Raw genomic sequence first — 13,197 nt, forward strand, 5'->3', positions numbered from 1 at the left:
ATGAAAAAGAATATTACAATAGCAATAGTAATTATAGCTGCTCTAGCATTAATAGGTTATGTTTTAACAAATAACAAAAAAGAAAATAAAGCTAAAACGGATATTGTTGCTGAAAAAAATGCAGCTGTTTCTGTTAAGACAACCCAAGTTAAAACAGAAGAAGTTTCTTTAGACTTCGTTGCTAATGGAAATTTTGAGCCTATTCAAGAATTAACTTTTTCTGCAGAGAAATCTGGAAAAGTAATTAGTGTTTTAGTAAAAGAAGGTGATTATGTAAACGTTGGTCAAACCCTCGTTATTGTACGTAGTGATGTTGTCAATGTGAATGCACAAACAGCCAAAGCCTCTTATGATAATGCAAAAGCTGACTATGCTAGATATGAAAATGCTTTTAAAACAGGTGGTGTTACAAAACAACAATTGGACCAAGCCAAATTAGCATTGACAAATGCAGGAGCCAACTTACAACAAGCAAATATCAACGTAGGAGACACTCGAGTAAAAGCACCTATAAAAGGTTTTATCAATAAAAGATATATTGAGCCAGGATCTATGCTAACAGGAATGCCAGCAAGTGCCATGTTTGATATTGTTAATGTTTCAAAACTTAAACTTAAAGTGACTGCTAATGAAACTCAAGTAGCAAGTTTAAAAATAGGCAACCCAGTTACCGTAACTGCTAGTGTTTTTCCTGACAAAACATTCTCTGGTAAAATTACTTTTATTGCTGCTAAAGCTGATGAAAGCTTAAATTTCACTGTTGAAATTGAAATAGCAAACAACACCAGCAATAACCTAAAAGCAGGAATGTATGGTACGGCTAAGTTTGGTTCTAACTCTATGCAAGAATTAAAAGTAGTTCCTAGAAATGCTTTCATAGGAAGTGTAAGTAGCAATCAAGTATTTGTGGTAGAGAATGGAACTGCTAAATTGAAAAAAGTTGTTGCAGGAAGAATTTTAGGAGATCAAGTAGAAATTGTTGATGGTTTGGCCGATGGTGAATCAGTAATTACAACAGGACAAATCAATTTACAAGACGGTAGCCCAGTGGAAATTATCAAATAATTCTCACTATACGTGGCATACTAAATTCTTTATAACCATTAGGGTTAAACCAAATAAAAACATATGAAATTAGCAGAAATATCCATAAAACGTCCGTCGTTAGTCATTGTATTATTTACAATACTAACACTTGGTGGACTATTCAGTTATAGCCAGCTAGGCTATGAGTTGATTCCTAAATTTGAACAAAATGTAATTACCATTTCTACCATTTACCCTGGAGCTTCTCCAAGTGAAATAGAAAACACAGTAACAAAGAAAATTGAAGACGGAATTGCTTCGTTGGAGAATATTAAAAAGATAGATTCCAAGTCGTACGAAAGTTTGTCTATTGTATCAATCACCTTAACATCAAATGCGAAAATTGACATTTCGATGAATGATGCACAACGTAAAATTAATGCATTAATAAGTGACTTACCAGATGATGCCGAAGCACCTTCGCTAACAAAGTTCTCACTTAGTGATTTACCAATTATGACTATTGGTGCTAATGGGAAAATGGATGAGGCTGCATTTTACGATTTAATTGACAAAAAAGTAACACCCGTATTATCACGTGTAGAAGGTGTTGCTCAAGTAAATATCATTGGAGGGCAAGAACGTGAAATTCAAGTAAACTTGGATGCATCAAAAATGCAAGGGTACAACCTTTCTATTCCAGCAGTTCAACAAACTATATTAACCTCTAACTTGGATTTTCCTACAGGGAACATTCAAACACGTGATCAAAAAATATTAATCCGTCTAGCGGGTAAATATAAAAGCATTGATGAGTTAAGAAACCTAGTAATATCTTCTAAAGACGGCATCGAAATTCGTTTAAAAGATATTGCTGATGTACAAGATGCACAAAAGGTGTCAGAGAAAATTTCGCGTGTCGATCAAAAAAGCGCAATCATTTTACAAGTAATTAAACAATCAGATGCTAATGCTGTTGCAGTAAGTGAGGAATTAATTAAAAGCATTAATGCGCTTGAAACTGATTATAAGTCTACTGATTTAAAATTAGAAATTGCAAAAGACAGTACCGTATATACATTAGAAGCAGCTGACTCTGTATTACATGATTTATTGATAGCAGTAGTTTTAGTTGCACTAGTAATGTTATTCTTCTTGCACAGTATTCGTAACTCATTAATAGTAATGGTGTCGATTCCTGCTTCTTTAATAGCAACATTTATTGGAATTTATCTTTTAGGATACACGTTGAACTTAATGAGTTTATTAGGACTATCGCTCGTAGTGGGTATTCTGGTCGATGATGCCATTGTAGTATTGGAAAATATTTACAGGCATATGGAGATGGGGAAAAACAGAGTACGTGCTGCTTATGAAGGAACCGCAGAAATTGGTGGAACTGTAACTTCGATTACCTTAGTGATTGTTGTCGTATTTTTACCTATTGCAATGAGTTCCGGATTGGTGTCTAATATTATTACGCAATTTTGTGTAACTGTAATCATTTCGACATTATTTTCACTTTTGGCTTCGTTTACCATTATTCCATGGTTGTCTTCTCGATTTGGAAAATTAGAACATATTGAAGGTAAAAACTTATTCGGAAGAGTTATTCTTGGATTCGAAAGTTACTTAACTCGTTTTACTAATTGGGTATCTGGATTGTTAACCTGGTGTTTAGACCATTATTTCAAGACTATTGGTATTGTCCTAGTTTTATTCTTTGGTTCCACTATTGGTTTGCTTGGAGGTGGATTTATCGGAGGAGAATTCTTCGCAGCATCAGATAGTGGAGAGTTTTTAGTGCAAATCGAAATGCCAAAAGATGCTTCTTTAGAGCAAACGAATTTTATGACACAGAAAGCAGAAGCTTTTTTAAGTGCACAAGAATATGTACACAGTCAAATTACTACAGTAGGACAAACTAGTGAAGGTATGGGTGGATCACAAGCCACGGCATATAAAGCGGAGATTGATGTAAAAATGATCGAACAAAAAGATCGTACTGATGCAGCATCAGTATATGCCGCTAAAATCAAACGTAAACTTGAAAAAGTTTTGATTGGTGCAAAAGTTAAAACGGTCCCAGTAGGTATTTTAGGAACTGCCGAAAATGCAACACTTGGACTGATTGTAACTGGACCGTCGGTAGAAAGTGCTATGAAATTTGCCAAACAAGCCGAAGCACAATTGCGGACTATTCCTGGTACTACTGAGATTAAACTGACTGTTGAAGACGGAAATCCAGAAATCAATGTTCAGGTTGATCGTGATAAAATGGCTGCCTTAGGCTTATCACTTCAAACAGTAGGTATGACAATGCAAACTGCTTATAGTGGTAATACTGATGGGAAATTTAGAGCTGGTGAATATGAGTACGACATCAATATCAAATACAATGCATTTGATAGAAAAAGTGTTAACGATGTTAGTAATTTAATTTTCATTAACAATGCAGGACAACAAATTAAATTATCTCAATTTGCTGCAATCACTGAAGGTTCAGGACCTAGCCAATTAGAGCGTCGAGACAAAACAGCATCGGTAACTGTACAGGGACAAAATGTGGGAGTCGCATCTGGTACTATTGTTACACAATGGAAAGAGAAGTTAGACAAACTAGAAAAACCTGTAGGTGTAAATTATATCTGGGGTGGAGACCAAGAGAATCAAAGTGAAGGTTTTGGTACTTTAGGAATTGCTTTATTAGCAGCTATTGTGCTTGTTTATTTAGTAATGGTAGGTTTATATGACAGTTTTGTACACCCGTTTGTGGTACTGTTCTCGATTCCACTATCATTTATTGGAGCCTTATTAGCACTTGCATTGACAAATAACACTTTAAATATATTTACGATATTAGGGATAATCATGTTGATTGGTCTGGTCTGTAAAAATGCCATTATGCTTGTTGATTACACGAATCAACGAAGAGCTGCTGGTGAGACGATCAGAACAGCATTAATACAAGCAAATCATGCTCGTTTACGTCCTATTTTGATGACTACAATTGCGATGGTTTTTGGTATGTTCCCTATTGCATTAGCTTCTGGAGCTGGAGCCGAATGGAAAAATGGATTAGCTTGGGTAATTATTGGAGGATTAATTAGTTCTTTATTCCTGACCTTGATTATCGTTCCTGTTATTTACGAAATCATGGAGAAACTGATCAAAAAGTTTACTAAAGGAGAAAAAACAGATTATGAAGCCGAAATGGTTGCATCATACGAGCACAAAGAATTGAGTGAAGACGGATTTAATCCTAAACACACAATCTAAATTCTTTATTGAAAAACTAAAGCCTGCCCAATTGCATTGGACAGGCTTTTTTTGTTGCATATAGGAACTGTTTGTAGGGACAAATAGTCATCAATATCTTATCACAGCTATAAAAGGATTTTTAGGCAGTTGATTGATACAAGTACAAGCATCTTTAAATAAAAAAAGGCTTTCGCATGGTGCGAAAGCCTTTTTTTTATTTATTAATCCACGTTTTATTCAACGTTAACTAAAGCATCCTTTTTCCAGTTTTTAACAGAAGCTATTTGGTTATTTGAGTAATCAACTTCATTCAAAACAGCATCGTTCCAAAAAAACCATTTTCCCGTTTTTTGACCTTTGTCATATTGCGCAACAGCAACTTTATTACCATTAGCGTCGTAGGATACCCACTCTCCTTGTAACTTTCCGTTCTTATAAAATCCTTGCTGTTGTATTTGTCCGTTCTCATGGTGGTAAGTCACTTTTACCATATTACCTACAGCTTCTAATTTAGGTTTGTTATTTTGAGCGAAGACCATCCCTGAAATTAACACTGCGGCAATCATTATATACTTTTTCATTGTGTTGAGTTTTAAATGTTTCTATAACAAATATAACTATCTATTTACATTTAAAAAACTATTTGGTAACAATTTAATAACATTAGACAAAAACTTAACATTGGAAAATATAAAAACAAGCGGATTTAATTCGTAAAAAAACCAATTTGACAATCCATTGTTCACAAATAGTCCTAAATTTGCAGTCTAAAATTTGGATAATGTATAGAAGTCATAATTGTGGCGAATTAAACGCCTCACATATCAATACTGAAGTTACACTTGCTGGTTGGGTTCAAAAATCGCGTGATAAAGGTTTTATGAATTGGGTCGATTTGAGAGACCGTTACGGTATTACGCAATTAATTTTTGATGAAGCACGTACTGAGAAAAGCGTATTTGAATTAGCAAAAAATCTTGGACGTGAATTTGTAATTCAGGTTAAAGGAACTGTTATTGAACGTGAAGCAAAAAATAAAAACATTGCTACAGGTGAGATCGAAATTTTAGTGACGGAGTTAACTGTTTTAAATGCAGCTTTAACGCCTCCTTTCACTATCGAAGATGAAACAGATGGTGGTGAAGACATCCGAATGAAATACCGTTACCTTGACATAAGACGTAATCCTGTAAAAAACAGTCTACTTTTTCGTCATAAAGTAGCGATGGAAGTTCGTAAATATCTATCTGACTTAGATTTTTGCGAAGTAGAAACGCCTTACTTAATCAAATCTACTCCTGAGGGAGCTAGAGATTTTGTGGTTCCTTCTCGAATGAACGAAGGACAATTCTATGCATTACCACAATCTCCACAAACCTTCAAGCAATTATTGATGGTGGGTGGAATGGACAAATATTTCCAAATTGTAAAATGCTTCCGTGACGAAGATTTACGTGCTGACAGACAACCAGAATTCACTCAGATTGACTGCGAAATGGCTTTTGTTGAGCAAGAAGATATTTTAAACATTTTTGAAGGTCTTACCCGTCATTTGCTAAAAGAAATAAAAGGAGTTGAAGTAGACAAATTCCCACGTATGACTTATGAGCATGCGATGAAAACCTACGGAAATGACAAACCAGACATCCGTTTTGGAATGGAGTTTGGAGAACTAAACGATGTTGCAAAACACAAAGATTTTCCCGTTTTCAATGCTGCTGAACTAGTAGTAGGAATTGCTGTTCCTAATGGTGGAAACTATACTCGTAAAGAAATTGACGCTTTAATCGAATGGGTAAAACGTCCCCAAGTTGGCGCATCAGGAATGGTATATGCTAAATGCAATGAAGACGGAACATTCAAATCATCAGTAGATAAGTTTTTCGATCAAGATGATTTAGGCAATTGGGCACAAGCCACTGGCGCAAAAGCAGGAGACATGATTTTTGTACTTTCAGGCCCCGCTGATAAAACAAGAGCACAGTTAAGCGCTTTACGTATGGAATTAGCCACTCGTTTGGGATTAAGAAACCCTGCTGAGTTTGCACCGCTTTGGGTTGTAGATTTCCCATTATTAGAATTTGACGAAGAAAGTGGGCGTTATCATGCTATGCACCATCCTTTTACCTCTCCTAAACCAGAAGACATGCATCTGTTAGATACAGATCCTGCTAAAGTAAGAGCTAATGCCTACGATATGGTTTTGAACGGTAACGAAATTGGAGGAGGTTCTATTCGTATTCACGACAAAGAAACTCAAAAATTAATGTTTAAATATTTAGGGTTTACAGAGGAAGAAGCCAAAGCTCAATTTGGATTTCTTATGGATGCATTCCAATTTGGAGCACCACCGCATGGAGGACTTGCTTTTGGACTGGATCGATTAGTTGCCATTTTAGGAGGTCAGGAAACAATTAGAGATTTTATTGCTTTCCCAAAAAACAACTCAGGTAGAGACGTTATGATTGATGCACCATCTGCTATCGATGCCGCGCAATTAAAAGAACTTCACATTGATTTGAATTTGAAAAACTAAGCGAAAACGCTGAAAATCAATTATTTTTATAAAAAAATACACAATAATAGCAATCGTATGATATTAAATATTACATTTGCCTTATTATAAATTATTATTACTATTACAATGCGTACAGGTACAGTTAAATTTTTCAATGAATCAAAAGGTTACGGATTCATTACAGACGAGGAAACAGGAAAAGACATTTTTGTTCACGCTTCAGGAATCAACGCGGAAGAATTACGCGAAGGTGACAGAGTTAGCTATGAAGAAGAAGAAGGAAGAAAAGGAAAAGTTGCTGCGAAAGTAGCAGTTATCTAAGCAAAATATATTTTTGCCTAAGAATGTTTAAAAACGTTTCGATTAATTTCGAGACGTTTTTTTTTGGTTTATGTTAAAATTTTCGGACATAAAAAGAAAATCGAAACTGCTTATTTATAATCATTAAAAATTAACACGGAAACGGAAATACGCAGCAACGAAATTAAACTTTAGACTTGTGTTTTAAATCCTTGAAACCTATCTTTGTTGCTTATTTTAGTACGAAAAAATAATAATTATGCAATCTGATCAATTAAGTTACATCCCAATTTTGATGCAGTGTTTATTAGCTGTAGGATTTGTTATAGGAACCATCTTAGTATCTGGGAAATTAGGTCCGAAAAGGAAATCAGAAATTAAAGATAAAAACTTCGAATGTGGAATAGAATCTGTAGGTAATGCACGTATTCCTTTTTCAGTAAAATATTTCCTTGTCGCTATCTTATTTGTTCTTTTTGATGTTGAGGTTATCTTTCTTTACCCTTGGGCTATCAACTTTAAGGAGTTAGGAATAGAAGGAATGGTTAAAATGGTCATATTCATGCTTTTGCTTTTAGTTGGTTTTTTCTATATCATCAAGAAGAAAGCTTTAGAGTGGGAATAAAAACTACTTAAAGATTGAATTTAAATTCTAGATAATTTATAATTCAAAATTTATAATTCAAAACAATAAAAAATGAGTGATTCTAATATAAATATGGTTGCCCCACCGGAAGGCGTTGTTGGAGAAGGTTTCTTCGCGACAAAGCTAAATGATGTAGTGGGATTAGCAAGAGCAAATTCCTTATGGCCTTTGCCATTTGCTACTTCTTGCTGTGGAATTGAATTTATGGCCACTATGGCTTCTCATTATGACCTAGCTCGATTTGGTTCTGAACGTGTGAGTTTTTCTCCTCGTCAGGCAGATATGTTAATGGTAATGGGAACAATTTCTAAAAAAATGGCTCCTATTTTACGTCAAGTTTACGAACAAATGTCTGAACCTCGTTGGGTTATTGCAGTAGGAGCTTGCGCTTCTTCAGGAGGAATATTCGACACATACTCTGTACTACAAGGAATTGACAAAGTCATCCCAGTAGATGTTTATGTTCCTGGATGCCCTCCAAGACCAGAACAAATTGTTGACGGTGTTATGAAATTACAAGAATTAGTAAAAACCGAATCAGTAAGAAGAAGAAGTTCACCAGAGTACCAAGAATTATTGGCTTCTTATAATATCAAATAACGAAATGGCTTTAGAAAATATAGACATTCAAGATAAATTGGTCGAAACATTTGGAGATGCTGTTTTTAACTTCCATCAAGACAGAGACATTTTCTCTCTTGAAATTGAAGCAGATAAAAACACTGCGGTGATTTTATTTTTAAAAAACGACCCAGCATTGCGTTTTCATTTCTTAACTGACTTATGTGGGGTACATTATCCTGATAACGAGGTAGACAAGCAATTTGCAATTGTATATCATTTACACAATTGGTATGAAAACAAACGCATAAAAATAAAAGCCTTCATTAATGGTGATAAGCCAGAGATCAAGACGGTATCCAAAATTTTCTTAAGTTCAAACTGGATGGAAAGAGAAACTTATGATTTTTACGGTGTAGACTTCATTGGTCATCCACAGTTAAAACGTATTTTGAATATGGATGAAATGATTTCTTTTCCAATGCGTAAAGAATTCCCTTTAGAAGATGGTGGACGTACTGACAAGGACGACCGTTTCTTCGGAAGAACAATAGACAATTGCTAAAAACAGAATATATAATTTTTCACATTCTATAAATGTCAGAACTATTATTACCACCAGAGCATCGATATGCTAAAATAATGAAAGAGAAGCTAAATGAAGATGGAAGCGAGCTTTCTATCCTAAATTTAGGTCCTACTCACCCAGCTACACATGGTATTTTTCAAAATATCTTACTAATGGATGGGGAACGAATTTTAGAAGCTGAGCCAACCATTGGTTACATTCATCGTGCTTTTGAAAAAATCGCTGAAAATCGTCCATTCTACCAGATTACTCCTCTTACAGACCGTATGAACTACTGCTCCTCACCTATTAACAATATGGGATGGTGGATGACATTAGAGAAATTACTAAATATCGAAGTACCAAAACGTGCTCAATATTTAAGAGTTATTGTAATGGAGCTAGCTCGAATTACTGATCATATAATTTGTAACTCTATTTTAGGTGTAGATACAGGTGCTTATACTGGTTTCTTATATGTATTCCAATTTAGAGAAAAAGTATATGAAATCTACGAAGAAATTTGTGGTGCTCGTTTGACTACAAATATGGGTAGAATTGGTGGTTTCGAAAGAGACTGGTCAGCAGAAGCTTTTAGAAAATTAGATGTGTTTTTAGAAGAATTTCCTGCAGCCTGGAAAGAATTTGAAAACTTATTTGAAAGAAATAGAATTTTTATTGACAGAACAGTAAATGTAGGAGCAATTTCTGCCGAAAAAGCGGTTTCATACGGTTTCACTGGACCTAACTTACGTGCAGCTGGTGTAGATTATGATGTGCGTGTTGCACAGCCATATAGCTCTTATGAGGATTTTGACTTTATCGTTCCTGTTGGAAAATCAGGTGATACTTACGATCGTTTTTGCGTTCGTAACGCTGAAGTTTGGGAAAGTTTAAGTATCATTCGTCAAGCATTAGACAAAATGCCTGCTGGTAATGAATATCATGCCGATGTTCCAGATTACTACTTACCTCCAAAAGAGGATGTCTATACTAATATGGAATCATTAATCTATCATTTTAAAATTGTAATGGGAGAAGTTCCTGTTCCAGTGGCAGAAATTTACCATCCTGTTGAAGGAGGAAATGGAGAAATAGGTTTCTACTTAGTAACTGATGGAAGTCGTACACCGTACAGACTACATTTTAGAAGACCTTGCTTTATTTATTACCAAGCATATCCAGAAATGATAAAAGGAGCATTATTATCTGATGCCATAGTAATTTTATCAAGCTTAAATGTAATTGCTGGAGAATTAGACGCATAAATATTATGGAACGTACACATTACAAACAAGAAATAAATATGACTGAAGCATTGATGACTCGCATCAATGAATTAATCAGTCATTATCCAGAAGACAAAAGAAAATCAGCACTATTACCTGTATTACATGAAGTTCAAGATGCCCATGAAAATTGGTTAAGCTATGAACTAATGGATAAGGTGGCTGAAATTCTTCATATTCAACCTATAGAGGTATATGAAGTAGTTTCTTTTTATACAATGTACAACCAAAGACCTATAGGGAAATACATGTTTGAGTTTTGTCAAACTTCTCCATGTTGTCTAAAAGGCACGGAAGATTTAATGGACTACACTTGTGAAAAATTAGGCGTAAAAGTAGGTGAAACAACTGCTGATGGACTATTTGAAGTTCGCGGAGTAGAATGTTTAGGAGCTTGTGGGTATGCACCCATGATGCAGCTAGGTGATTTTTACAAAGAGCATCTTACAGAAGACAAGATTGATCAGTTAATTACTGATTGTAGAGAAAATAAAATAATATTACACGATAAATAAGATGTCAAAAAAAATATTATTAGATAAAATAAACGTACCCGGAATCAAGACCTACGAAGTATACCGCAAAGAAGGTGGTTATGCCTCAGTAGAGAAAGCAATGAAAGCAATGACTCCTGATGAAGTTGTTGAAGAAGTTAAAAAATCAGGACTTCGTGGTCGTGGTGGAGCTGGATTCCCTGCTGGAATGAAATGGAGTTTTATTGATAAAAAATCAGGTAAACCAAGACATTTAGTTTGTAATGCAGATGAATCTGAACCAGGGACTTTTAAAGACCGTTATTTGATGGAATTTATTCCTCATTTACTGATTGAAGGAATGATTACTTCGAGTTTTGCATTGGGTGCTAACCTATCGTATATCTACATTCGCGGAGAATATATGTGGGTTTATAAAATATTAGAAAGAGCCATTGCCGAAGCGAAAGCTGCAGGTTGGTTAGGGAAAAATATATTAGGTACAGGTTACGACTTAGAACTTTATGTTCACTGTGGTGCCGGTGCTTACATCTGTGGTGAAGAGACTGCATTAATTGAATCTTTAGAAGGTAAAAGAGGAAATCCTCGTATCAAACCACCATTTCCAGCAGTTTCTGGATTATGGGCAAATCCTACTGTAGTAAATAATGTAGAAACAATCGCTTCAGTGCCATGGATTGTAAATAATTCTGGTGATGATTATGCACAAATAGGAATTGGAAGATCCACTGGAACCAAATTAATTTCGGCTTCAGGACATGTTAAAAATCCTGGTGTTTACGAAATCGAATTGGGATTATCAGTTTATGAATTCATGAATTCTGACGAATATCTTGGCGGAATGAGTTCTGACCGACCTTTAAAAGCATTAGTACCTGGAGGTTCCTCTGTACCGATTTTACCGGCTGATTTGATTTACAAAACAGCAAACGGTGAAGATCGTTTAATGACCTATGAGTCTTTAAGTGATGGCGGATTTGCAACAGGATCTATGTTAGGTTCAGGAGGTTTTATCGTTTACGATGATACTGCTTGTATTGTACGTAATACCTGGAACTTTGCACGTTTTTACCACCACGAAAGTTGTGGACAATGTTCTCCTTGTCGTGAAGGAACAGGATGGTTAGAAAAAGTATTGTGGCGTATTGAGAATGGACAAGGACGTGAAGAAGATATTGATTTACTATGGAGTATTCAAAGTAAAATAGAAGGAAACACGATTTGCCCACTTGGAGATGCCGCTTCATGGCCGGTAGCAGCAGCTATTCGTCATTTTAGAGATGAGTTTGAATACCATGTTCGTTTCCCAGAAAAAATTAAAAACAGAAACCATTTCGTTGCAGAACCTTTTGAAAAAGTAAAGCATCTAGTTTCTAAAGTAATAGTATAAAATAGTTTCAAGTTTTTAGTTTTTAGTTTCAATACCGATAGTTATCGGGACTGCAACTTTAAACTTTAAACTAAAAAAACAAAAGTAAGAAATGAAAGTAACGATAGACGGTCAAAGCATAGAAGTAGAACCAGGAACAACTATCCTGCAAGCAGCACGTATGATTGGTGGTGAATCTGTTCCCCCAGCAATGTGTTATTACTCTAAATTAAAAGGTAGTGGGGGTAAATGTCGTTGTTGTCTTGTTGAAGTAGCTAAAGGTAGTGAAGCAGATCCAAGACCAATGCCAAAATTAATGGCTTCTTGTGTAACAGGTTGTATGGACGGAATGGAAGTGAATAGTAAATCTTCTGAAAGAGTAAGAGAAGCTAGACAATCTGTAACTGAATTTTTATTGATCAATCACCCATTAGATTGTCCGGTTTGTGACCAAGCGGGAGAATGTGATTTGCAAGACTTAAGTTTTGAACACGGGAAATCTAAAACTCGTTTCATTGAAGAGAAAAGAACATTTGAACCAGAAGATATTGGTCCGAATATTCAATTGCACATGAATCGTTGTATTCTTTGTTACCGTTGTGTAATGGTAGCAGATCAATTGACTGATGAGCGTGTACACGGAGTTATGGATAGAGGAGATCACTCTAATATCTCTACTTGCATCTCTAAAGCTATAGATAATGAATTCTCTGGAAACATGATAGATGTATGTCCAGTAGGAGCATTAACTGATAAAACATTCCGCTTCAAATCGAGAGTTTGGTTCAACAAACCATACAATGCACACAGAGAATGTACTACTCCTGGATGTTGTGGTAAAACAACTGTATGGATGTTTGGTGACGAAATACAAAGAGTTACAGGTCGTAAAGATGTGTACCATGAAGTAGAAGAATTCATTTGTAACGAATGTCGTTTTGACCATAAAGATCCAGCTGACTGGGTTATTGAAGGACCAAGAGAATTTGATAAAGATTCGGTTATCAATCAAAACAACTACACACAGAAATTAGAAACTGTTCATATCGCGACCGAAGAAGGAATTCTAAAAGGTAGAGATCAAGACCGTAAAAAAATAAGTATGCCAGCTATCCCATTGGATAAAGAGCAGGAAGAAATTTTTAAAAAAGGTAATCTTTAGAAA

At 35.3% G+C, this 13,197-nt stretch carries 12 protein-coding genes; 11 read left to right on the forward strand and 1 reads right to left on the reverse strand.

Annotated features, from left to right (window positions below; all coding sequences use genetic code 11):
* Together ACEN2K_RS00300 and ACEN2K_RS00305 are read left to right on the forward strand one after the other, a co-directional pair.
* On the forward strand, positions 1 to 1,065 hold the full coding sequence (locus tag ACEN2K_RS00300; protein WP_441757313.1) for an efflux RND transporter periplasmic adaptor subunit: 1,065 nt from the start codon (positions 1 to 3) through the stop codon (positions 1,063 to 1,065).
* A gap of 63 nt (positions 1,066 to 1,128) precedes the next feature.
* Complete coding sequence (locus ACEN2K_RS00305; RefSeq protein ID WP_441757314.1) at positions 1,129 to 4,305, forward strand: efflux RND transporter permease subunit; 3,177 nt, start codon at positions 1,129 to 1,131, stop codon at positions 4,303 to 4,305.
* Between the two features lie 215 nt (positions 4,306 to 4,520).
* On the opposite strand, the gene ACEN2K_RS00310 is transcribed toward ACEN2K_RS00305, so the two are convergent.
* Positions 4,521 to 4,868, reverse strand: a complete 348-nt coding sequence (locus ACEN2K_RS00310; protein WP_441757315.1) for a toxin-antitoxin system YwqK family antitoxin — start codon at positions 4,866 to 4,868, stop codon at positions 4,521 to 4,523.
* A 200-nt stretch (positions 4,869 to 5,068) separates the two neighbouring features.
* On the opposite strand from ACEN2K_RS00310, the gene aspS reads away from it, so the two are divergent.
* From aspS to ACEN2K_RS00355, 9 genes are all read left to right on the forward strand, one after another.
* A complete protein-coding gene (gene aspS, locus ACEN2K_RS00315) occupies positions 5,069 to 6,823 on the forward strand; it encodes an aspartate--tRNA ligase (protein WP_441757316.1) in 1,755 nt (584 codons plus the stop codon).
* A gap of 108 nt (positions 6,824 to 6,931) precedes the next feature.
* Positions 6,932 to 7,126, forward strand: coding sequence for a cold-shock protein (locus ACEN2K_RS00320; protein ID WP_007137066.1), 195 nt, complete (start codon positions 6,932 to 6,934; stop codon positions 7,124 to 7,126).
* A gap of 238 nt (positions 7,127 to 7,364) precedes the next feature.
* The gene (locus tag ACEN2K_RS00325) at positions 7,365 to 7,730 is read left to right on the forward strand and encodes an NADH-quinone oxidoreductase subunit A (RefSeq protein WP_441757317.1); all 366 of its coding nucleotides are present in this window, start codon (positions 7,365 to 7,367) and stop codon (positions 7,728 to 7,730) included.
* Positions 7,731 to 7,802: 72 nt separating this feature from the next.
* On the forward strand, positions 7,803 to 8,351 hold the full coding sequence (locus tag ACEN2K_RS00330) for an NADH-quinone oxidoreductase subunit B (protein WP_066335808.1): 549 nt from the start codon (positions 7,803 to 7,805) through the stop codon (positions 8,349 to 8,351).
* Positions 8,352 to 8,355: 4 nt separating this feature from the next.
* On the forward strand, positions 8,356 to 8,877 hold the full coding sequence (locus tag ACEN2K_RS00335; RefSeq protein WP_441757318.1) for an NADH-quinone oxidoreductase subunit C: 522 nt from the start codon (positions 8,356 to 8,358) through the stop codon (positions 8,875 to 8,877).
* A gap of 32 nt (positions 8,878 to 8,909) precedes the next feature.
* Positions 8,910 to 10,148 carry an NADH-quinone oxidoreductase subunit D gene (locus ACEN2K_RS00340; RefSeq protein ID WP_441757319.1) on the forward strand — a complete coding sequence of 413 codons (1,239 nt, stop codon included), beginning with the start codon at positions 8,910 to 8,912 and terminating at the stop codon, positions 10,146 to 10,148.
* Between the two features lie 5 nt (positions 10,149 to 10,153).
* Positions 10,154 to 10,684, forward strand: coding sequence for an NADH-quinone oxidoreductase subunit NuoE family protein (locus tag ACEN2K_RS00345; RefSeq protein WP_441757320.1), 531 nt, complete (start codon positions 10,154 to 10,156; stop codon positions 10,682 to 10,684).
* A gap of 1 nt (position 10,685) precedes the next feature.
* A complete protein-coding gene (nuoF, locus tag ACEN2K_RS00350; RefSeq protein WP_441757321.1) occupies positions 10,686 to 12,053 on the forward strand; it encodes an NADH-quinone oxidoreductase subunit NuoF in 1,368 nt (455 codons plus the stop codon).
* A 91-nt stretch (positions 12,054 to 12,144) separates the two neighbouring features.
* Complete coding sequence (locus ACEN2K_RS00355) at positions 12,145 to 13,194, forward strand: 2Fe-2S iron-sulfur cluster-binding protein (RefSeq protein WP_441757322.1); 1,050 nt, start codon at positions 12,145 to 12,147, stop codon at positions 13,192 to 13,194.
* The last annotated feature ends 3 nt before the right edge of the window (positions 13,195 to 13,197 follow it).

Source organism: Flavobacterium sp. W21_SRS_FM3 (assembly GCF_052113625.1).
In the GTDB taxonomy this organism is placed as follows: Bacteria; Bacteroidota; Bacteroidia; order Flavobacteriales; family Flavobacteriaceae; genus Flavobacterium.